This window comes from Labedella gwakjiensis, from assembly GCF_003014675.1.
Taxonomy (GTDB): domain Bacteria; phylum Actinomycetota; class Actinomycetes; order Actinomycetales; family Microbacteriaceae; genus Labedella; species Labedella gwakjiensis.
On sequence record NZ_PYAU01000001.1, the window covers coordinates 3,307,418 to 3,329,253 of the forward strand.

At 68.3% G+C, this 21,836-nt stretch carries 19 protein-coding genes and 1 tRNA gene; 17 read left to right on the forward strand and 3 right to left on the reverse strand.

Features of this window, described 5'->3' with window-relative positions:
• The first annotated feature begins 8 nt into the window (after positions 1-8).
• The 15 genes from rpe to pyk all read left to right on the forward strand — a co-directional run bounded on the left by rpe (position 9) and on the right by pyk (position 17,174).
• Positions 9-671: a ribulose-phosphate 3-epimerase gene (gene rpe / locus CLV49_RS15540; RefSeq protein WP_106564347.1), complete on the forward strand. Its 663-nt coding sequence runs from the start codon at positions 9-11 to the stop codon at positions 669-671.
• A 29-nt stretch (positions 672-700) separates the two neighbouring features.
• Positions 701-964 (forward strand): phosphoribosyl-ATP diphosphatase, encoded by a 264-nt coding sequence (locus tag CLV49_RS15545; protein ID WP_106565161.1) that lies wholly within the window; start codon positions 701-703, stop codon positions 962-964.
• 49 nt (positions 965-1,013) lie between these two features.
• The gene (gene hisG, locus CLV49_RS15550) at positions 1,014-1,853 is read left to right on the forward strand and encodes an ATP phosphoribosyltransferase (RefSeq protein WP_106564348.1); all 840 of its coding nucleotides are present in this window, start codon (positions 1,014-1,016) and stop codon (positions 1,851-1,853) included.
• A gap of 12 nt (positions 1,854-1,865) precedes the next feature.
• Positions 1,866-2,630, forward strand: coding sequence for an imidazole glycerol phosphate synthase subunit HisF (hisF, locus tag CLV49_RS15555; protein WP_106564349.1), 765 nt, complete (start codon positions 1,866-1,868; stop codon positions 2,628-2,630).
• Positions 2,627-3,007 carry a phosphoribosyl-AMP cyclohydrolase gene (hisI, locus tag CLV49_RS15560; protein ID WP_106564350.1) on the forward strand — a complete coding sequence of 127 codons (381 nt, stop codon included), beginning with the start codon at positions 2,627-2,629 and terminating at the stop codon, positions 3,005-3,007. The genes hisF and hisI overlap by 4 nt, the downstream gene beginning before the upstream one ends.
• Before the next feature lie 5 nt (positions 3,008-3,012).
• On the forward strand, positions 3,013-4,530 hold the full coding sequence (locus tag CLV49_RS15565; RefSeq protein ID WP_106564351.1) for an anthranilate synthase component I: 1,518 nt from the start codon (positions 3,013-3,015) through the stop codon (positions 4,528-4,530).
• Between the two features lie 5 nt (positions 4,531-4,535).
• On the forward strand, positions 4,536-5,129 hold the full coding sequence (locus tag CLV49_RS15570) for a Trp biosynthesis-associated membrane protein (RefSeq protein WP_158261995.1): 594 nt from the start codon (positions 4,536-4,538) through the stop codon (positions 5,127-5,129).
• Between the two features lie 42 nt (positions 5,130-5,171).
• Positions 5,172-5,402 carry a DUF6704 family protein gene (locus CLV49_RS15575; protein WP_106564353.1) on the forward strand — a complete coding sequence of 77 codons (231 nt, stop codon included), beginning with the start codon at positions 5,172-5,174 and terminating at the stop codon, positions 5,400-5,402.
• Between the two features lie 4 nt (positions 5,403-5,406).
• Positions 5,407-6,177: an indole-3-glycerol phosphate synthase TrpC gene (gene trpC / locus CLV49_RS15580; RefSeq protein WP_106564354.1), complete on the forward strand. Its 771-nt coding sequence runs from the start codon at positions 5,407-5,409 to the stop codon at positions 6,175-6,177.
• Positions 6,178-6,181: 4 nt separating this feature from the next.
• Positions 6,182-7,393, forward strand: a complete 1,212-nt coding sequence (trpB, locus tag CLV49_RS15585; protein WP_106564355.1) for a tryptophan synthase subunit beta — start codon at positions 6,182-6,184, stop codon at positions 7,391-7,393.
• Complete coding sequence (gene trpA, locus CLV49_RS15590) at positions 7,390-8,211, forward strand: tryptophan synthase subunit alpha (RefSeq protein WP_106564356.1); 822 nt, start codon at positions 7,390-7,392, stop codon at positions 8,209-8,211. The genes trpB and trpA overlap by 4 nt, the downstream gene beginning before the upstream one ends.
• An 82-nt stretch (positions 8,212-8,293) precedes the next feature.
• Positions 8,294-9,253: a prolipoprotein diacylglyceryl transferase gene (gene lgt, locus CLV49_RS15595; protein ID WP_166426836.1), complete on the forward strand. Its 960-nt coding sequence runs from the start codon at positions 8,294-8,296 to the stop codon at positions 9,251-9,253.
• A gap of 398 nt (positions 9,254-9,651) precedes the next feature.
• Complete coding sequence (gene gltB, locus CLV49_RS15600; RefSeq protein WP_106564358.1) at positions 9,652-14,226, forward strand: glutamate synthase large subunit; 4,575 nt, start codon at positions 9,652-9,654, stop codon at positions 14,224-14,226.
• On the forward strand, positions 14,219-15,676 hold the full coding sequence (locus CLV49_RS15605) for a glutamate synthase subunit beta (RefSeq protein ID WP_106564359.1): 1,458 nt from the start codon (positions 14,219-14,221) through the stop codon (positions 15,674-15,676). Before gltB ends, CLV49_RS15605 begins: the two co-directional genes overlap by 8 nt.
• Positions 15,677-15,758: 82 nt before the next feature.
• Positions 15,759-17,174, forward strand: a complete 1,416-nt coding sequence (gene pyk, locus CLV49_RS15610; RefSeq protein WP_106564360.1) for a pyruvate kinase — start codon at positions 15,759-15,761, stop codon at positions 17,172-17,174.
• A gap of 172 nt (positions 17,175-17,346) precedes the next feature.
• Here pyk and CLV49_RS15615 read toward each other — a convergent pair whose 3' ends face one another.
• Both CLV49_RS15615 and CLV49_RS15620 read right to left on the reverse strand, forming a co-directional pair.
• A complete protein-coding gene (locus CLV49_RS15615) occupies positions 17,347-17,775 on the reverse strand; it encodes a hypothetical protein (protein ID WP_106564361.1) in 429 nt (142 codons plus the stop codon).
• Between the two features lie 93 nt (positions 17,776-17,868).
• Positions 17,869-17,951 (reverse strand) — tRNA-Leu (locus CLV49_RS15620).
• 38 nt (positions 17,952-17,989) lie between these two features.
• On the opposite strand from CLV49_RS15620, the gene CLV49_RS15625 reads away from it, so the two are divergent.
• Positions 17,990-18,595: an ANTAR domain-containing response regulator gene (locus CLV49_RS15625; protein ID WP_106564362.1), complete on the forward strand. Its 606-nt coding sequence runs from the start codon at positions 17,990-17,992 to the stop codon at positions 18,593-18,595.
• Positions 18,596-18,666: 71 nt separating this feature from the next.
• Here the strand turns inward: CLV49_RS15625 and CLV49_RS15630 are convergent, their stop codons facing one another.
• A complete protein-coding gene (locus CLV49_RS15630) occupies positions 18,667-19,083 on the reverse strand; it encodes a hotdog fold thioesterase (RefSeq protein ID WP_106564363.1) in 417 nt (138 codons plus the stop codon).
• A gap of 59 nt (positions 19,084-19,142) precedes the next feature.
• Between CLV49_RS15630 and polA the strand changes: the two genes are divergently transcribed.
• Positions 19,143-21,797, forward strand: coding sequence for a DNA polymerase I (gene polA, locus CLV49_RS15635; protein WP_106564364.1), 2,655 nt, complete (start codon positions 19,143-19,145; stop codon positions 21,795-21,797).
• Positions 21,798-21,836: the final 39 nt, after the last annotated feature.

Genomic DNA, 21,836 nt, shown 5'->3' on the forward strand with positions numbered 1-21,836 from the left:
TTGTGCTCATGACGGCCCGCATCCACCCGAGTGTCCTGTCCGCCGACTTCGTCAACATGGAGGCGGCGCTCCGCACGATCGTAACGGCGGACGCCGTGCACGTGGATGTCATGGACAACCACTTCGTCCCGAATCTGACCTTCGGTCGCCAGATGGTGGAGCGCATCCAGGCCGTCTCACCGATTCCGCTCGACGTGCACCTCATGATCGATGATCCCGACCGGTGGGCACCCGAGTATGCGGCGACCGGCGCCGCCGGCGTCACCTTCCACGCCGAGGCCGCGACCGACGCCGTCGAGCTCGCACGCGAGCTGCGGGCTCGAGGCGCCAAGGCCGGTGTCTCCCTCAAGCCGGGTACACCGATCGAGACGATCGTCGACGACCTCGCCGAGTTCGATCTCGTGCTGATCATGACCGTCGAACCAGGGTTCGGCGGTCAGTCCTTCATGCCGGAGACGATGCCGAAGCTCCAGGCGCTCGCCCACATCCGGGAGCGCCGCGGCCTCGCGTTCGACCTGCAGGTCGACGGCGGTATCGCGGTCGACACGATCGCCACCGCTGCGGCGGCGGGCGCCGATGTCTTCGTCGCCGGCTCGGCCGTCTTCGGCGGGGAGGACCCCGCCGCCCGCATCTCCGAGCTCCGATCGCTCGCGGACGCCGCTCGCGCGTGACACCCCGTCATCCCCGGTAGGCTGGGGTGGTGAAATCCTTCGACGACCTCTTCGCCGAACTCGGCGAGAAGGCACGATCCCGCCCAGAGGGCTCGAAGACCGTCCGTGAACTCGATGCCGGGGTGCACGCGATCGGCAAGAAGATCGTCGAGGAGGCAGCAGAGGTCTGGATGGCCGCCGAGTACGAGTCGGACGAGGCCACGGCCGAGGAGATCTCGCAGCTCCTGTACCACCTCCAGGTGCTCATGCTCGCGAAGGGCCTCGACACTGCTGACGTCTACCGACATCTGTGACGCGCTCATCCTGACGTCACCCGTTGTCCCCGACGAAAGTACGACCCACATGTTGCGAATCGCAGTGCCCAACAAGGGCTCGCTGGCCGAGACGGCCGCCCTCATGCTCGACGAGGCCGGCTATGCCGTCCGGAAGGACCCGAAGGTCCTCCACCTGATCGACTCCCGCAACGACGTGGAGTTCTTCTACCTCCGCCCGCGCGACATCGCGACCTATGTCGGCTCGGGCGCGCTCGACGTCGGCATCACCGGTCGTGACCTCCTCCTCGACTCGCACAGCGAGGCGGTCGAGGTCACGGAGCTCGACTTCGCGAGGTCGACGTTCCGTTTCGCAGGCCCGACGGGGACGTTCTCGGAGATCGGCGACCTCGCGGGGAAGCGGCTCGCCACGAGCTACCCGGGACTCGTGGGCGACTTCCTCGCCCGCGCCGGTGTCGAGACGACCCTCGTGAAGCTCGACGGAGCGGTCGAGTCGGCCGTGCAGCTCGGTGTGGCCGACGCGGTCGCGGACGTCGTCGAGACCGGGTCATCGTTGCGCAACGCCGGCCTCACGATCTTCGGACCGGTCATCCTCGAGTCGAGCGCCGTGCTCATCTCGTCCCCTGCGGCCCCCGCCGCGATGTCGACGCTGCTGCGCCGTCTGCAGGGTGTCCTCGTCGCGCGGCAGTTCGTCCTCATGGACTACGACCTGCCCGTCGCGCTCCTCGAACAGGCCACGGTCATCGCCCGCGGCATCGAATCGCCGACGGTCTCCCCGTTGCGCGACCCCGAGTGGGTGGCCGTCCGGGTGATGGTCCGCCGCGAGGACACGAACTCGGTCATGGACGAGCTGTACGAGCTCGGTGCGCGCGCCATCCTCGTGAGCGCCATCCACGCGGCGCGGTTGTAGGGGAGGCAGACGATGTCACTCGCCGTGCGTGTGATCCCGTGCCTCGACGTCGCGGACGGACGCGTCGTCAAGGGCGTCAACTTCCAGAACCTCGCCGATGCGGGGGACCCGGTCGAACTCGCATCCCGTTACGCCGCTCAAGGAGCGGACGAGATCACCTTCCTCGACGTGACCGCGACGGTCGAGAGCCGCGACACGACCTACGAGGTCGTCACGGCGACCGCCGAGCAGGTCTTCGTCCCCCTGACGGTCGGAGGCGGCATCCGCTCGACCGAGGACGTCGCGCGGCTCCTCGGATCCGGCGCGGACAAGGTGGGAGTGAATTCGGCGGCGATCCGTCGACCCGAGCTCGTGGGCGAGATCGCCGATCGCTTCGGCGCCCAGGTCGTCGTGCTCTCGCTCGATGTCACCCGGGCAGACACGACGCCGTCGGGTTTCGTCGTCACCACCCACGGAGGCCGCACGGTGACGCGCATCGACGCGCTCGAGTGGGCGCGCGAGGCCATCGAACGCGGGGCGGGTGAGCTGCTCGTCAACTCCATCGACGCCGACGGCACCAAGGACGGTTTCGACCTCGAGCTCATCACGGCGATGCGGTCGGTGAGCTCCGTCCCGGTGATCGCGTCTGGCGGCGCTGGACGGACGGAGCACTTCGCTCCGGCGATCTCGGCCGGCGCCGACGCCGTCCTCGCCGCGAGCGTCTTCCACTCGGGCCAGCTGTCCATCGGCGACGTGAAGTCGGCCATGCAGGCCGAAGGAATCGGAGTGCGCTCATGACCGACGTCCAGCCCGTGATCGACCGCGTGCGTTTCGCCTCGGACGGCCTCGTGCCGGCCGTCGTCCAGCAGTGGGACACCCGAGAGGTCCTCATGCTCGGCTACATGAACGCCGAAGCCCTCCGCCGCACCCTCACGGAGGGGCGCGTCACCTTCTGGTCGCGTTCTCGGCAGGAATTCTGGCGGAAGGGCGACACCTCGGGTCATGCCCAGTACGTCCGCTCCGCAGCCCTCGATTGCGACGGCGACACCGTCCTCGTCCAGGTCGACCAGGTCGGGGTCGCCTGCCACACGGGCACACGGACGTGTTTCGACGCCGACCGGCTCGAGGTCGTCTTCGGAGAGGCCGAGCAGACCGAAGGGGGTGCATCCTCATGAGCGGAATGGCCGGATCGACCACGAGAGAGAGCTTCGACGCGCTCCTCGCGACGCACCGCGTCGTCCCTGTCATCCGCGAGCTCTTCGCTGACGGGGAGACACCCGTGGGCATCTACCGCAAGCTCGCTCAGGGCAAGCCGGGCACGTTCCTCCTCGAGTCGGCGGAGCAGGGAGGCATCTGGAGCCGATTCTCCTTCGTGGGGGTGAGCTCCTTCGGCGTCCTCACGCAGAGGGGGGACGAGTCCGTCTGGATCGACCTCGGACTCTCGGCCGAGCGCGCCCTCGGCCCTGACGCCCCCGCGGAGCCGCTTCGAGCCGTCGAGGCACTGCACGCGCGCTGGGAGACGCCGAAGATCGCCGGCCACCCGCCGCTCACGGGCGGTCTCGTCGGCTTCATCGGATGGGAGGCCATCCGGCAGATCGAACGGCTGCCCAATCGCCCGGTGGACGAGATCGGCGTGCCGGGGCAAGCCGTGAGCTTCGCCGCAGACATCGTGGTGCTCGATCACCGACGAGGTACGGTCATGCTCATCGCGAACGTCCTCTCGGACGGCGAGGGCCCTGACGATGCCTGGGCCGAGGCGCAGTCGCGACTCGATCGCATGCAGGTCGAGTTGTCCGAACCGTCGGAGGCATGGCTCGCGACCGTCGACCTCGATCGCCGCGCAGAGCCCCGTCATCGCACCGAACGTCAGGACTTCCTCGACGCCGTCGTCACCTCGAAGGACTACATCCGCGACGGCGACATCTTCCAGGTGGTCGTGTCTCAGCGGTTCGAGCTCGACACGGACGCCGAGGCGATCGACGTCTACCGTATCCTCCGCAGTCTCAACCCGAGCCCGTACATGTACCTCCTGAGTCTCGAAACGCCCGACGGTGAGCCGTATCACATCGTCGGTTCGTCGCCCGAGGCCCTCGTGAAGGTGCAGGACGGTCGCGTCTTCACCCATCCCATCGCCGGGTCGAAGCCCCGCGGTGCGACACCGGAGGAGGATGCCGAGCTCGAGGCCGAGCTGTCTGGCGACCCCAAGGAGCGCGCCGAGCATCTCATGCTCGTCGACCTCGCGCGCAACGACCTCCTCAAGGTGTGCACGCCCGGCAGCGTCGAGGTCACCGAGTTCATGAGGGTGGAGCGGTTCAGCCACATCATGCACCTCGTGTCGAGCGTCGAGGGTGATCTGACCCCCGGAGCATCGAGCCTCGACGTGTTCCGGGCGACGTTCCCGGCCGGCACCCTGTCCGGTGCCCCGAAGCCGCGCGCACTCGAGATCATCGACGAGCTCGAGCCGGCCCAGCGCGGCGTCTACGGGGGAGTGGTCGGTTACTTCGGCTTCTCCGGCGACGTCGACCTCGCGATCGCCATCCGCACCGCGACGATCATGAACGGCACGGCGTACGTGCAGGCGGGCGGCGGCCTCGTCGCCGACTCCGACCCGGCGAGCGAATTCCTCGAGTCTCAGAACAAGGCGGCGGCCCCGTTGCGAGCCGTCGCCGTCGCAGACGCGATGCAGCGGGTCCGGTGAGTGCGGTGAGTCCCAAGCGCCTCAAGTCGCTCTCGATCCTCGCGGTGCTCGTGGTATCGGGACTCGTCTTCCTCATCTGGACGCGCACGTGGTTCGTCTTCGAGGTCACGGCCGATCAGACCGAGGGTGTCGCGGTCGAGGCGACGGGGGAGTCCGCGGCGCCGGCCCTCGCCGCTCTCGGGCTCGCGGGTCTCGCGGCCGGCGCGGCGCTCAGTATCGCCGGTCGGCTGTTCCGTGTCGTCCTCGGATCGCTCGTGGGGCTCATCGGCGCCTCGGTCGTGCTGTCGGCGGTCCTCGCGATCATCGATCCGATCGCCTCGTCCTCGTCGGCGATCAGCACGGCGACGGGCATCGCTGGCAGGGACTCGATCGCGGCCGTCGTCGACTCGGTGGACACCTCTCCCTGGCCAGCCCTCGGCGTCGTGGTCGGTGCACTCCTCGTGCTCATCGGCGTGGTCGTGGTGGCGACGGCCGGCCGGTGGCCTGGCCCGTCGCGGAAGTACGACGCCGTCCGCTTCGAACACGCCGATGACGGCGCTCCGCTCGATGCCGTGGACAGCTGGGACGAGCTGAGCCGCGGCGACGACCCCACCCGGTGAACCGGTAGACTTTCCCCGAACGCCCGCACACGAAGGAGACCAATGAGCGACGACTCGACCGAGCTCGGACACGGACACTCGCCCGCAGCCTGGACCGCCGTCGTGGTCATGCTCGTGGCCATCACTCTCGGGACGCTCTTCTTCTGGCTCGACATGCCGGTCCTCGTCTGGGCCAGCGTCGGACTGCTGCTCGTCGGCGCTCTCGCCGGCCTCATCATGTCCAAGGCGGGCTACGGCGCCTATGGGGACAAGTACGTCTCGAAGGGGCACTGACCGCATGCTGGCCGAACTGACGGCCGGCGCAGCGGAAGACGCACGGGCCCGGCGCGAGGTCACGCCGCGCGCCGAGGTCGAGAGGGCCGCCATCGCCGCGCCGCCGGCACTCGACGCGCTGTCGGCTCTGTCGCGCTCCGACCGCGTCAAGATCATCGCCGAGGTGAAGCGCGCCAGTCCGTCTCGCGGTCACCTGGCCGAGATCACCGACCCGGCGGCCCTCGCCGCCGAGTACGAGATCGGGGGAGCGAGCGCGATCAGCGTGCTCACGGAGGGGCGCCGGTTCAAGGGATCCCTCGACGACCTCCGTGCCGTGCGCGAGCGCGTCGACGTCCCCATCCTGCGCAAGGACTTCATCTCCGAGCCGTACCAGGTGTTCGAGGCGAGGGCGGCCCGCGCCGATCTCGTCCTCCTCATCGTCGCGGCCCTCGAGGACCGCGCTCTCTCCGAGCTGTTCGCCCTCTCGACCGAGCTGGGCATGACCACTCTGGTCGAGACGCACAGCGCGGACGAACTGTCGCGGGCCCTCGACCTCGGTGCCCGCCTGGTCGGAGTGAACGCTCGCGATCTCAGCACGTTCGAGCTCGACAAGACGCTCTTCGCGCGCCTCGCGCCGACGATCCCCGACGACGTGGTGAAGGTCGCCGAGTCGGCCGTCTCGGTCCCGGCGGACGTCGCCGCGTACCGCGAGGCGGGTGCCGACGTCGTCCTCATCGGCGAGGCCCTCGTCACCAATGACCCCGTATCCACTCTCGAATCCTTCCTGGCGGTGTGACCCTGTGGCCCTGCGCGACGAGACCGGTCCGTACTTCGGCGAATTCGGAGGACGCTACGTCCCCGAGTCCCTGATCGAAGCCCTCGACGAGCTGTCGGAGGCGTGGGAGCTCGCGAAGCTCGACCCCGCCTTCCATGCGGAGCTCGACGGGCTCCTCAAGGACTACGTCGGACGTCCGTCCGTCGTGACAGAGGTCGAGCGCTTCGCCCGCCACGCCGGCGGCGCACGCGTGCTCCTCAAGCGGGAGGATCTCAACCACACGGGGTCTCACAAGATCAACAACGTGCTCGGTCAGGCCCTCCTCACGAAGAGGATCGGCAAGACCCGCGTGATCGCCGAGACCGGTGCCGGCCAGCACGGTGTGGCCACCGCGACAGCCGCAGCCCTCTTCGGCCTCGACTGCGTCATCTACATGGGCGAGGTGGACACGGAGCGTCAGGCCCTCAACGTGGCCAGGATGCGTCTCCTGGGCGCCGAGGTCATCCCCGTCACGACCGGCTCGCGGACGCTCAAGGACGCGATCAACGACGCCATGCGCGACTGGGTCACGAACGTCGGCACCACCAACTACATCTTCGGCACCGTGGCCGGTCCCCACCCGTTCCCCGCGATGGTCCGCGACCTCCAGAAGATCATCGGTGAGGAGTCGCGCGAGCAGGTCCTCGCCCTCACCGGTCGACTGCCGGACGCCGTCGCGGCGTGCGTCGGCGGCGGATCCAACGCGATGGGGATCTTCCACGCGTTCCTCGACGACACCGAGGTCGGGCTCTACGGCTTCGAGGCTGCGGGCGACGGGGTCGACACGCCTCGGCACGCCGCCACGATCTCGCGCGGCCGGCCGGGTGTGCTTCACGGCGCGCGGAGCTTCCTGCTGCAGGACGAGGACGGCCAGACCATCGAGTCGCACTCGATCTCCGCGGGCCTCGACTACCCGGGTGTCGGACCGGAGCACTCGTGGCTTTCGAGCATCGGCCGGGCGACCTACCGCGGCGTCACGGACGCCGCGGCGATGGAGGCGTTGCGCCTCCTGAGTCGTACCGAGGGCATCATCCCGGCGATCGAGTCGTCGCACGCCCTCGCCGGGGTCCTCGAGCTCGGCAAGGAGCTCGGCCCTGACGCGATCATCCTCGTCAACCTCTCCGGCCGCGGAGACAAGGACATGGAGACGGCCGGTCGATACTTCGATTTGATCGACTCCGGGGCGGAGCAGTCATGAGCGCCGTCTCCGACGTCATCCGCACACGCGTCGACGCCGGTTCAGGCGCGCTCGTCGGCTACCTCCCTGTGGGTTTCCCCTCGTTCGAGGAATCGATCGACGCAGCCGTCGCCATCGCGCAGAACGGCGTGGACGTCATCGAACTGGGGCTTCCGTACTCCGATCCCGTCATGGACGGCCCGGTCATCCAAGCCGCGACGCAGCAGGCTCTCGCTCGCGGATTCCGGTTGAGTCAGGGTTTCGAGGCCGTGCGGCGCATCACCGATCAGGTGTCGGTTCCCGTCCTCCTCATGACGTACTGGAACCCGGTCCTCTCCTATGGGGTCGAGCGTTTCGCCGATGACCTCGTCTCCGCTGGCGGCGCCGGACTCATCACCCCCGACCTCATCCCGGACGAGGCGGAGGAGTGGCTCGCAGCCTCCGAGCGCACCGGCCTCGATCGCGTGTTCCTCGCGGCCCCGTCCTCGTCCGACGCCCGTCTCGCGCGAGCGGTCGAAGTGAGCCGCGGGTTCGTGTACGCCGTGTCCACGATGGGCATCACCGGGGCCCGGACCGACGTCGACTCCGCCGCGCGCAGCCTCGTCTCCCGCTTGCGCGATGCGGGCGTCGAGAACACGTGCGTCGGCCTCGGCATCTCGTCGGCGCAGCAGGTCCGCGAGGTTCTCGACTACGCCGATGGTGCGATCGTCGGCTCCGCCCTCGTCACCGCCCTCTCATCCGGAGGCGTCGACGCCGTCGCCCGCGTCGCCGCCGATCTGGCGACCGGTACCTCGCGTGCTGGCGAGGTCCGCCGCGACGAGGGCATCCGCTCCACCTAGACAGCCCCCGCCGACTAGACTGGCCCATCGGACGGACGACCCCGTTCCGACGTGTGAAAGGTGCGTATCCGACGTGTTCCCCGTGAGCATTCCCAGCCCAGAGGTGAGCAGCATCACGCTCGGGCCGTTCACCATCCACTTCTACGCCCTGTGGATCCTCCTCGGCATCATCGTGGCCGCCACCCTCACGTCGCGCCGCCTCACCGCACGAGGCGTCGAGCCCGGCGTGATCTTCGACTACCTCCTGTGGACGGTCCCGCTCGGCATCATCGGTGCCCGCATCTTCCACGTGCTCACCCACCCCAACGACTACTTCTTCGAGGGCGCCGAGCTGTGGAAGGTCATCGCCATCTGGGAGGGCGGGATCGCGATCTTCGGTTCACTGCTCGGCGGTGCGGTCGGTGCATGGCTCGCCAGCCGCCAGACCGGCGTCCGGTTCTGGACCTTCGCCGATGCCCTCGCGCCGGGGATGCTCCTCGCGCAGGCTTTCGGCCGACTGGGCAACTACTTCAACCACGAGCTCTTCGGGCAGCCCACGACGCTGCCGTGGGGACTCGAGATCGAGTCGACCAATGCCGCATGGCCGCTCGGTCTCCCGGCCGGGACCCTGTTCCATCCCACGTTCCTCTACGAGATCATCTGGAACCTCATCGGCGTGGCCGTGATCCTCTGGCTGGAGCGTCGTTTCCGCCTGCAGTGGGGCCGTGTGTTCAGCATCTACCTGATCTGGTACGGGCTGGGGCGTATCGTCTGGGAATCGATCCGCATCGATCCGAGCGAGATCATCTTCGGTCTCCGCGTCAACGTGTGGGCAGCCATCGGCGCCGTCGCGCTCGGCATCATCATCAACGTCGTCCAGCGGCGTCGCCACGTGGGCGTCGAGCCGTCCCCCTACTACCCCGGTCGTGCGTGGGTCGACCCGGACGCCCCATCGGGTGACCTCGTCGACACGAGCGATCCCGACGCCCCGGAGTCCAGCGACGTCGACGACCGTCTCAGCGCAGCGGGAACGTCGACTCCCGACACGACGACACGCTCATGACCACCGCGAGGCGGTCGAGCGGAGCGCGTCCGGCGCTGGGGTAGACTCGTGCTCGCGGTGACGACATCCGTCGAGAAGACGGCGACGACGAAGACGACGTCACGACCCACACCGCCGCATGACAACAGCCACCGCGACCGACTGACACAATCCGTCGAGAGCACGGCGACCGGGCGATACCTGACCGGGCGACAGGCACACGGGCGACAAGCACCAGCCTCGCGAACCGGCGATCATCACTCCGTCGAAGCGTCGACGAAGGCGCCGGCCTCATCGCGACCGGACGTCACTCCGTCGAGAGCGACGAACCGGACCACCGGGGGACCTGACCTCCGCCACCCGCAGCAGGGCCATCGATGTCCCTCACTCTCCTTGACCTCGTGAGGACGGTACTCTCCATGGCTCAGCGCCCTCCGTATTCCCAGTTCAGTCTCGTGCCCGAGGCCCAGGGCCTCTACAACCCGGCGGCCGAGAAGGACGCATGCGGTCTCGCCATGGTGGCGACACTGCGCGGCACCGCTGGACACGACATCATCGACGGTGCCCTCGACGCGCTCCGCAACCTCGAGCACCGCGGGGCCATCGGCTCCGACGCCGGCACCGGCGACGGCGCCGGCATCCTCACGCAGATCCCTGACGAGTTCCTGCGCGCCGTCACGGACTTCGAGCTGCCGGCGATGGGGAGCTACGCGGTCGGCATGGCCTTCCTCCCGACGGATCGCGACGAGCGCGAGACGCTCAAGGCCCGCATCGCCGAGATCGCGGAGGACGAGAGCCTTCGCGTCCTCGGGTGGCGAGAGGTGCCGATCGCCCCGGACAACCTGGGCAAGCTCGCGCGGGCCGCGATGCCGGCGTTCGAGCAGCTCTTCGTCTCCAGCACCCTGACGGGGGAGGACGAGGCGCCCCGCTCCGGGATCGCGCTCGACCGCCAGACGTTCCGCCTGCGCAAGCGCGCGGAGCGCACCCTCGGCGCCTACTTCATCTCGCTCTCGAGCCGCACCCTCGTCTACAAGGGCATGGTCACGACGCTCCAGCTCGAGCCCTTCTATCCGGACCTGTCGGACGAGCGCTTCGCGTCGAAGCTCGCGATCGTGCACTCGCGGTATTCGACGAACACGTTCCCGTCGTGGCCGCTCGCTCAGCCGTTGCGCATGATGGCGCACAACGGCGAGATCAACACGGTCGAGGGCAACCGCAACTGGATGCGTGCCCGCCAGTCGCAGCTCGAATCGGAGCTCATCGGGGACATCGACCCGCTGCTCCCCATCATCACGCCGGGCGCGAGCGACTCCGCGTCGTTCGACGAGGTCCTCGAGCTGCTCACGCTCACCGGCCGATCGCTCCCGCACGCCATGATGATGATGGTCCCGGAGGCCTGGGAGAAGCAGCCGGACATCCCGAAGAGCCGGCGCGACTTCTACGAGTTCAACTCGCTCCAGATGGAGCCGTGGGACGGGCCGGCCGCCCTCACTTTCACCGATGGCACACTCGTCGGTGCGACCCTCGACCGCAACGGTCTGCGTCCGGGACGGTGGCTCGAGACGCATGACGGCTTCGTGGTCGTCGGCAGCGAGACCGGTGTGCTCGACATCGACCCGGCGCGCGTGAAGCGCAAGGGACGGCTCCGTCCCGGACGGATGTTCCTCGTCGACACGGAGGGCCAGCGCCTCATCGAGGACGACGAGATCAAGGACTCCCTCGCGGCGTCCCAGCCGTGGGGCGAGTGGCTCGACTCCGGCCGGATCCGCCTCGCGGACCTCCCGGAGCGCGAGCACATCGTTCACACGCCGGCGTCGGTCTCGCGGCGCCAGCGCACCTTCGGTTACACGCAGGAGGAGGTGCGCATCCTCCTCATGCCCATGGGCCAGAACGGTGCGGAGCCGCTCGGCGCGATGGGGTCCGACACGCCGATCGCCGTCCTGTCGAAGCGCCCCCGTCTGCTCTTCGACTATTTCGTCCAGCAGTTCGCCCAGGTGACGAATCCGCCTCTCGACTCGATCAGGGAAGAGGTCGTCACCTCGCTGTCCTCCGGCCTCGGCCCGGAGCGGAACCTGCTCTCGTGGGGACCGGAGCACGCGAAGCAGGTCATCCTCGACTTCCCCGTCATCGACAACGACGAGCTCGCGAAGATCCAGCACATCGACCCGCGGCCGGGCGCCCGCACGACCACGACGATCCGCGGTCTCTACCGCGTCGACGACGGCCCGCAGGCGATGCAGTCGCGTATCGCCGAGATGTGCGCGGAGGTCGACGAGGCGATCGAGGCCGGGAGCGAGTTCATCGTCCTGAGCGACCGCGACTCCACGAAGGAGCTCGCACCGATCCCGTCCCTGTTGATGCTCGCGGCGGTCCAGCACCACCTCATCCGAGAGCAGAACCGGATGAAGGTCGGACTCGTCGTCGAGGCCGGCGACGTCCGCGAGGTCCACCACGTCGCGCTGCTCATCGGGTACGGCGCCTCCGCGGTGAACCCGTATCTCGCGATGGAGTCCTGCGAGGACCTCGTGCGGGCCGGGATGATCTCCGGGATCACTCCGGAGAAGGCCGTGAAGAACCTGATCTACGCGCTCGGCAAGGGCGTGCTCAAGATCATGTCCAAGATGGGCATCTCGACCGTGTCCTCGTATGCGGGTGCTCAGGCGTTCGAGGCCGTCGGTCTCAGCCAGTCGTTCGTCGACGCCTATTTCACGGGCACGGAGTCCAAGCTCGGAGGCGTCGGGATCGACGTGATCGCGAAGGAGAACGCCGAGCGCCATCGCGCCGCGTACCCCGAGGACCCCGCTGCGGTCGCGCACGAGCGGCTCGCGAGCGGCGGCGAGTACCAGTGGCGCCGCGACGGGCAGCCCCACCTCTTCAACCCCGACACGGTGTTCCGCCTCCAGCACTCGACGCGCACCCGGCGATACGACATCTTCCGTGAGTACACGGCCATGGTCGACGGTCAGGCGGAGGAGCTCATGACCCTCCGCGGCATGTTCGCCCTGAAGAAGGGCGTCCGGCCGTCGATCCCGCTCGACGAGGTCGAGCCGATCGAGGCGATCGTCAAGCGGTTCTCGACCGGAGCGATGAGCTACGGCTCGATCTCGCAGGAAGCGCACGAGACCCTCGCGATCGCGATGAACCGGCTCGGCGCCAAGTCGAACACGGGGGAGGGCGGCGAGGACGTCGACCGTCTCCTCGACCCCGAGCGCCGCAGCAGCATCAAGCAGGTGGCCTCCGGTCGCTTCGGCGTCACGAGCATGTACCTCACGCACGCCGACGACATCCAGATCAAGCTCGCCCAGGGCGCCAAGCCGGGAGAAGGCGGTCAGCTCCCGCCGGCCAAGGTGTACCCCTGGGTCGCTCGAACGCGTCACGCGACTCCGGGCGTCGGCCTCATCTCGCCGCCCCCGCACCACGACATCTACTCGATCGAGGACCTCAAGCAGCTCATCTTCGACCTCAAGCGGGCGAATCCGAAGGCTCGGATCCACACGAAGCTCGTGAGCCAGTCGGGAATCGGTGCGGTCGCGGCCGGGGTCGCCAAGGCGCTCTCCGACGTGATCCTCGTCTCGGGCCACGACGGCGGAACGGGCGCGAGTCCGCTCAACTCGCTGAAGCACGCCGGCACGCCGTGGGAACTCGGTCTCGCCGAGACCCAGCAGACGCTCATGCTCAACGGGATGCGCGACCGGGTGGTCGTGCAGGTCGACGGCCAGCTCAAGACCGGCCGCGACGTCGTCGTGGGCGCCTTGCTGGGAGCTGAGGAGTTCGGCTTCGCGACGGCACCACTCGTCGTCTCCGGTTGCATCATGATGCGCGTCTGCCACCTCGACACGTGTCCTGTCGGCGTCGCGACGCAGAACCCGGAGCTCCGCGCCCGCTTCAACGGCAAGCCCGAGTTCATCGTGAACTTCTTCGAGTTCATCGCCCAGGAGGTGCGCGAGTATCTCGCCGAGCTGGGCTTCCGCTCGCTCGACGAGGCGATCGGTCATCACGAGGTGCTCGACGTCGATCGCGCCGTCGACCACTGGAAGGCGTCGGGTCTCGACCTCGCGCCGATCCTCGTGGGCCCCGACTTCGCGGACGACGAGCCGCGGCTGAATGCGCGCGAGCAGAACCACGAGCTCGAGGACCACTTCGACGTGCGCCTCATCCGCGACAGCCGTGACGTGCTGGAGCACGGCGGCAGCGTGAAGATCGAGCTGCCCGTGCGCAACACCGCCCGTGCCGTCGGAACGATGCTCGGCCACGAGGTCACCATCCGTCACGGCGAACACGGCCTCCCGGTCGGATCCATCGACGTGACCCTGCACGGCTCCGCCGGCCAGTCTTTCGGTGCGTTCCTGCCCAACGGCATCACGCTGCGCCTCGAGGGCGACTCGAACGACTACGTGGGCAAGGGGCTCTCCGGCGGTCAGATCGTCATCCGACCGGCGCGGGGCAGCGGCTTCGTCGCCGAGGAGAACGTCATCGCCGGAAACGTGATCGGTTACGGGGCGACGCAGGGCACGATGTTCCTGCGCGGCATCGTCGGCGAACGGTTCCTCGTCCGCAACTCGGGCGTGACGGCCGTCGTCGACGGCGTGGGAGACCACGCGCTCGAATACATGACGGGTGGGCTCGCTCTCATCCTCGGTGGCACCGGCCGCAACCTCGGCGCCGGCATGTCGGGTGGCACGGCCTACGTCTACGACCTCGACGAGGCACGGGTGAACACCCAGTCCCTGCAGTCGGGAGAGCTGTCGCTCCTTCCGCTCGACTCGGCCGATGTCGAGATCGTGACGGATCTGCTCGAGAGGCACCAGGCGGAGACCGGCTCGACGCTCGCGGAACGGCTCCTCGCCGATCCGGAGACGATGGACAAGTTCGTGAAAGTACTCCCACGCGACTACGCGGCCGTCCTCGAGACGCGCCGTGGAGCGATCGACGAGGGGCTCGACCCCGACGGCGATGTCGTGTGGCGACGGATTCTGGAGGTGACCGGTGGCTGATCCCAAGGGTTTCTTGAAGGTACGGGAGCGGGAGCTGCCGAAGCGACGCCCCGTGCCCGTCCGCATCATGGACTGGAAAGAGGTCTACGAGCAGGGCGATCCGTCGCAGGTGCGCCGCCAGGCGGGCCGCTGCATGGATTGCGGCATCCCGTTCTGCCACCAGGGCTGCCCCCTGGGCAACCTCATCCCCGAGTGGAACGACCTCATGTGGCGCGGCGAGGGCCGACAGGCCATCGAGCGCCTCCACGCGACGAACAACTTCCCGGAGTTCACGGGCCGTCTCTGCCCGGCCCCGTGCGAGTCGTCCTGCGTGCTCGGAATCAACCAGCCTGCGGTGACGATCAAGCAGGTCGAGGTCTCGATCATCGACCAGGCGTTCCAGAACGGCTGGGTCGACTCCCACCCGCCGGAGCGGCTCACCGGCAAGACCGTCGCCGTCGTCGGATCGGGCCCCGCAGGGCTTGCCGCCGCGCAGCAGCTGACCCGCGCCGGGCACACCGTCGCGGTGTACGAGCGGGACGACCGCATCGGCGGCCTCCTGCGCTACGGCATCCCCGACTTCAAGATGGAGAAGCGCCACCTCGACCAGCGTCTGCGCCAGATGCAGGACGAGGGAACGCGTTTCCGCGCGGGCGTGAACATCGGCGTCGACATCTCGTGGGCGGACCTCCGTGCGCGCTACGACGCCGTCGTGGTGGCCACGGGCGCCCTGGTCCCGCGTGATCTGCCGATCCCCGGGCGAGACCTCAAGGGTGTCCACTACGCCATGGAGTACCTCGTCCAGGCGAACAAGGTCGGCGCCGGTGACTCGGTCCCCGCCCAGATCGTCGCGGAGGACAAGCACGTCGTCGTCCTCGGCGGTGGCGACACCGGCGCGGACTGCATCGGAACGGCGCATCGTCAGGGTGCGGCGTCCGTCACGAACCTCGCGATCGGCCGCCAGCCGGCCAGCGAGCGGACCGACGCCCAGCCGTGGCCGATGACCCCGACCCTCTTCGAGGTGGCGAGCGCCCACGAGGAGGGTGGTGAGCGCGAGTACCTGGTGTCGACGGTCGAGTTCGTCGGGAACGACGCGGGGGAGGTCGTCGCCCTGCGCGTGGCCGAGACCGAGTTCATCGACGGCAAGCGCGTCCCGAAGAGCGGCACCGAGCGCGAGATCCCCGCGGACCTCGTCCTCCTGGCGCTCGGGTTCACCGGGCCGGAATCCGACGACCTGTCGACGCAGCTCAGCGTTCCGTTCGACGGTCGCGGCAACGTGCAGCGCGACGGTGAGTACCAGACGTCCGAGCCGGGTGTGTTCGTCGCCGGCGACGCCGGGCGCGGCCAGTCGCTCATCGTCTGGGCGATCGCCGAGGGACGGGCCGCCGCATCGGCGGTGGACCGCTACCTCGAGGGCGAGACGAGCCTGCCCTTCCCCGTCCGGCCGACGGACCGCCCCATCAGCCTCTAGACTTCCGCAAGGAGCGGCCGAACGGCCGCTTCGTCCCGCCATCCACGCGCACATCAGCGCAAAATTTGGAGAAGACCAACGCATGAGACGTGCAAAGATCGTCGCGACCCTGGGTCCGGCGACCTCCAGCTACGAGAACATCCGAGCCATCCTCGAGGCCGGTGTCGACGTGGCCCGGATGAACCTCAGCCACGGCAGCTACGAGGTCCACGAGGGCGTCTACGCCAACATCCGCAAGGCCGCAGACGACGTCGACAAGGCCGTCGCGGTGCTCGTCGACCTGCAGGGTCCGAAGATCCGCCTCGGCAAGTTCTCGGACGGACCCCACGATCTCGCCGTCGGAGACATCTTCAAGATCACCACAGAGGACATCCTCGGCACCAAGGAGATCTGCGGCACGACGTTCAAGGGCCTCCCGCAGGACGTCGCCCCCGGCGACTTCCTCCTGATCGACGATGGCAAGGTCCGCGTCAAGGTCCTCGAGACGGACGGCGTCGTCGTCACGACCGAGGTCATCGTCGCCGGCCCCGTCTCGGACAACAAGGGCATCAACCTGCCCGGCGTCGCGGTCAACGTCCCGGCTCTGTCCGAGAAGGACGAGGCCGACCTGCGCTGGGGACTCCGTCTCGGCGCCGACATCATCGCGCTGTCGTTCGTCCGCAACGCGGAGGACATCGTCCGCGTCCACGAGATCATGGCGGAGGAGGGGCGCAAGCTCCCCGTCGTCGCGAAGATCGAGAAGCCGCAGGCCGTCGACAACCTCGAGGACATCACCGAGGCGTTCGACGCGATCATGGTCGCGCGTGGAGACCTCGGCGTCGAGCTGCCGCTCGAGGCCGTTCCGATCGTGCAGAAGCGCGCCATCGAGATCGCGCGTCGCCTCGCGAAGCCGGTCATCGTCGCCACGCAGATGCTCGAGTCGATGATCTCGAGCCCCGTCCCGACGCGCGCCGAGACGTCCGACGTCGCGAACGCCGTCCTCGACGGCGCCGACGCCGTCATGCTGTCCGGTGAGACGAGCGTGGGCAAGTACCCGGTCGTCACCGTCCAGACCATGGCGCGCATCGTGTCGTCGACCGAGGAGCACGGCCTCGAGCGCGTTCCGGCGCTCGGCACGAAGCCGCGTACGCAGGCCGGCGCGATCACGCTCGCCGCCGTCGACATCGCGAACTTCGTCGAGGCCAAGTATCTCTGCGTGTTCACCGAATCGGGGGAGTCGGTGCGCCGGATGAGCCGTCTGCGCAGCCCCATCCCCATCCTGGCGTTCACGCCCGACCCCGCGATCCGCCGCCGCATGGCGCTCAACTGGGGTGTGGAGTCCTTCGTGGTCGACCGCGTCACGCACACGGACCAGATGGTCGCGCAGGTCGACGAGGTGCTCACCTCGACGGGCCGCGCCGAGACGGGCGAGAAGGTCATCATCATCTCCGGTTCCCCTCCCGGAATCCCCGGCTCGACGAACGACGTCCGCGTTCACAACGTGGGCGACGTCCTGTAGAGGACAACGGCCGGACCGGGGCCGTCGTCGATGTCATCCGACATCGACGACGGCCTCCGTCGTTCCCGCGAGCAGTCGAGCGTCCGCTAGTCCTCGAGGGCTCGCTGACGGTCGAACTCGTCACGGTACCGGCCGGCCATCGCACGCGTGAACCGTGCGTCGGGTGAGCGGGTCACCCTCCACAACGCGGCACGGACGAGGAAGACGACGGGGAGGCGCAGGCGGCTCCGATGAAGAGCTGGCGCGCGAGATCGGTGCGCCAGGGGAGACCCGTCAGGTCGAGGAGGAACAGCCCGACGATGTAGACGGGAAGCGTGATGGACGGCAGCCAAAGCTTTCGTACGCTTCGCCGGAATCCGTCCTCCAGAGCCTCACCGGAGGCGAGCTCGATGGAGTCGCCGACGCGGTACCGCCGCCAACCCTCGACCTCGACCACGTCGTGGTCGAGGTGGCTTTCGTCGGCCGCCTTCCTCCGGTCGCGGATGCGGGCGTACTCCGCGGAGGAGAAATGCGCGACCTCGCGGTCTCCGTCGTCATCGACGACGACGAACCAGCCGTCCTCGAGGTCGTGGGGAGACTCGATCGTCCGCCGGATGCTCATCAGTCGTCTCCTCGACGAAGAAGTGTCCCGCGGAGGGTCTTCACGCGAGCGTTCTCGCCGCTCCATACAGGGGAGAGTAGAGGAGATGGATTGTGCCGGTGGTGGGACTCGAACCCACACGCCCTCTCGGACAAAGCATTTTGAGTGCTCCGCGTCTGCCATTCCGCCACACCGGCGCACAACACCGTGGATCAGGTTACCGTAGGATCGACTTGTGACCGAGCACGAAGAACCTGCAACAGCTCCCCGACGCGTCGTCGTCGCGGAGGACGAGTCCTTGATCCGACTGGACATCGTCGAGATCCTCCGAGACAACGGTTTCGAGGTCGTCGGCGAGGCCGGCGACGGCGAAACGGCCGTCGCTCTCGCCACCGAGCTGCGCCCCGACCTCGTCGTCATGGACGTCCGCATGCCGCAGCTCGACGGCATCGCCGCCGCGCGCCGCATCACGGAGGCCCAGATCGCCCCGGTGGTGCTCCTCACGGCCTTCAGTCAGAAGGAGCTCGTCGAGCAGGCTGCCGACGCCGGGGCACTCGCGTACGTCGTGAAGCCCTTCACGCCCAACGATCTCCTCCCGGCGATCGAGATCGCGCTCAGCCGCTACCAGCAGATCATCACCCTCGAAGCCGAGGTCGCCGACATGGTCGAGCGCTTCGAGACCCGCAAGCTCGTCGACCGCGCGAAGGGGCTGCTCAACGAGAAGATGGGCCTCTCGGAGCCCGAGGCGTTCCGCTGGATCCAGAAGGCATCGATGGATCGGCGGCTCACGATGCACGACGTCGCCCAGGCGATCATCGAACAGCTCGCCGCCAAGAAGTAGCGAGACACCCCGACGACGACGAAGCCCCCGGCGATGGCGCCGGGGGCTTCGTCGTGAGCGGGTGCGAGCGCTCAGCGGTCCTTGATGAGATTCGTGATGCGGATCGTCGAGCAGCGCCGACCTGCCTCGTCCGTCACCGCGATCTCGTGGACCGTCAGTGAACGCCCCAGATGGATCGGGGTGCAGACTCCCGTGACGATCCCGGACGTCGCGGATCGGGTGTGGGTCGCGTTGATGTCGATCCCGACGGCCAGCCGATCCGCGCCGGCCCACAGGTTCGCCGCCATCGAGCCGAGAGACTCCCCGAGCACGACATATGCTCCGCCGTGCAGCAGCATCGCCGGCTGGGTGTTGCCCTCGACGGGCATCGTGGCCACGGAACGGTCGACGGAGAACTCGGTGAACTCGATGCCCATCTTCTCCGCGAGGGCTCCGGCCCCCCGTTTCCGGACGAAGTCGAGCGCGTCCTCGTGTCGGTCTTCGGGCATGATCGCCTCCTGGTCGTCGCCCGCCGGGCACCGTCGGAGGTGGCTTGTAGGCTGGGCGTGTGTCGGAATCCGAAAAGCCTACCCTCCTCGTCATCGACGGTCACTCGCTCGCATTCCGGGCGTTCTACGCCCTTCCGGTCGACAGTTTCCAGACCAGGGATGGACAGCACACGAACGCCATCCACGGCTTCATCGCGATGCTCATCAACCTGCTCAAGGCGGAGAAGCCCACGCATCTCGCCGTGGCGTTCGACATCTCGCGTTTCAGCTTCCGCACGCGCGAGTATCCGGAGTACAAGGGCACGCGAGGAGAGACGCCGTCCGAATTCATCGGGCAGGTCCCGCTCCTCCAGGACGCGCTCAAGGCCATGAACATCGCGACGATCATGCTCGAGGACTTCGAGGCCGACGACGTGCTCGCGACGCTCTCGGTTCGCGCCACGGAGCAGGGGTTCCGGACGCTGCTCGTCTCCGGGGATCGCGACACCATCCAGCTCGTCAACGACGACGTCACTCTGCTCTACCCGTCGCGTCAGGGTGTCTCCGATCTCACCCGCTACGACCCGGCGAAGGTCAGAGAGCGGTACGGCATCGAGCCGCACCAGTACCCGGAGGTCGCCGCCCTCGTCGGGGAGACGAGCGACAACCTCCCCGGCGTGCCGAAGGTGGGTGAGAAGACCGCGGTCAAGTGGCTGGGTCTGTACGGGAGCCTCGACGGAATCCTCGAGAACGCCGACAAGATCACGGGCAAGGTGGGGGAGAGCCTTCGCGAGCACAAGGAGAACGCGGTCCGCAACCGCCGCTTGAACCGACTCGTCACGGACGCGCCGGTCGAGGTCGGGATCGACGAGCTCGAGAAGCAGCCGATCGACGAAGAGGAGGTGCGGTCCGTCTTCGGACGGCTCGAGTTCCGGACGCTCCTCGAACGCGTCCTCACGCTCGAGGGGATCGCCGGCGGTGAACCCGTCGTCTCCGCTCCCCGCATCACGGTGCCGGCCACACAGCGCCTCCTGGACGAGGAACTGCGCGGCTGGCTGACGCGATCGATGGCGGCGTCGCCCCACGGACTCGGGCTCAGCATCGACGTGCTCGACGGCCGACCGGTGTCGGCGGGAATCGCGTCGGCCGATGAGATCGTCCTGCTTCCGTGGCAGACGGGCGGGGCAGACTACGCGCCGTTCGAGGAGTGGCTCGCGAGCGACGCGCCCAAGCTCATGCACGACGCCAAGCCGCAGGTGAAGGCCCTCGCTCGCGCCGGTGTGCCGTTCGCCGGTCTCGCGTTCGACACGCAGATCGGGGCCTGGCTCCTCGCTCCCGGCGGCAAGGAGGCGTCGCTCGCGGACCTCACCCGGAAGATGCTCGACGAGGACCTCCCTGCTGCCGACCCCAACCAGCTCGTCCCCGACGACGACGCTCCCACCGCAGCCACCGCGGCCTGGTACGTCGGTCGCATCGTCGACCAGCTCACGACGGCGCTCGATGCCGGCTCGCTCGGGGTTCTCCGCGACATCGAGATGCCGACTCTCCTCGTGATCGCAGCCATGGAGCTCCGCGGAGTCACGGTCGACCATGCGTCCCTCGCCGATCTCTCGGGCGGGTTGGGCACCCGCGCCGCCGACCTCGCGGAGGCCGCTTTCGCCGAGATCGGGCGCGAGGTCAATCTCGGGTCGCCGAAGCAGCTCCAGGAGGTGCTCTTCGATCAGCTCGGCATGCCGAAGACACGCCCGAACAAGACGGGATACTCCACCGACGCCGGTGCGCTGGCCGACCTCCAGGCGAGCAATCCGCACCCGTTCCTCGACCTCCTCCTGCAGCACCGCGACGCGACGAAGCTCCGCCAGATCGTGGAGACCCTCGACAAGTCGATCGCCGACGACGGCCGCATCCACACGCGCTACGTCCAGAGCGGCACGGCCACCGGCCGTATCTCGTCGACCGACCCCAACCTGCAGAACATCCCGGTCCGCACGGAGGAGGGTCGGCGCATCCGGCAGTCGTTCCGGGTCGGCGACGGCTACGACACGTTGCTCACCGCGGACTATTCGCAGATCGAGATGCGCATCATGGCCCACCTCTCGGGCGACGCCGGACTCATCGAAGCCTTCCGCTCGGGCGAGGATCTGCACCGCTTCGTGGGTGCCCGCATCTTCGGAGTGGATCCAGCGGACGTCACGAATCTGATGCGCACGAAGGTCAAGGCCATGTCCTACGGGCTGGCCTACGGTCTCAGCGCTTTCGGGCTCTCCAAGCAGCTTCGGATCGATCAGTCCGAGGCCAAGGTGCTCATGACCGACTACTTCGAGCGCTTCGGCGCCGTCCGCGACTACCTGAGGGATGTCGTCGTCCAGGCCAAGGTGGACGGGTACACGACGACGATCTTCGGTCGCCGTCGTCCCTTCCCCGACCTCTCCAGTCCCAACCGCGTGCTCCGTGACAACGCCGAGCGCGCTGCGCTCAACTCGCCCATCCAGGGTTCCGCCGCCGACATCATGAAGTTCGCGATGATGCGCGTGGAGGAGGACCTCACGAGCAGGGGCCTGCGCTCCCGCATGCTCATGACCGTCCACGACGAGTTGATCTTCGAGGTCGACGCGTCTGAGACGGACGAGGTCGAGGAGATCGTGACCTCTCGGATGGCCGGAGCGGCCGACCTCACGGTGCCGCTCGAGGTACAGCTCGGTCACGGCACGGATTGGGACGCCGCCGCCCACTGATCCTGTCCAGGGCATCGACCGGATTGCAGGCGCGTCGGG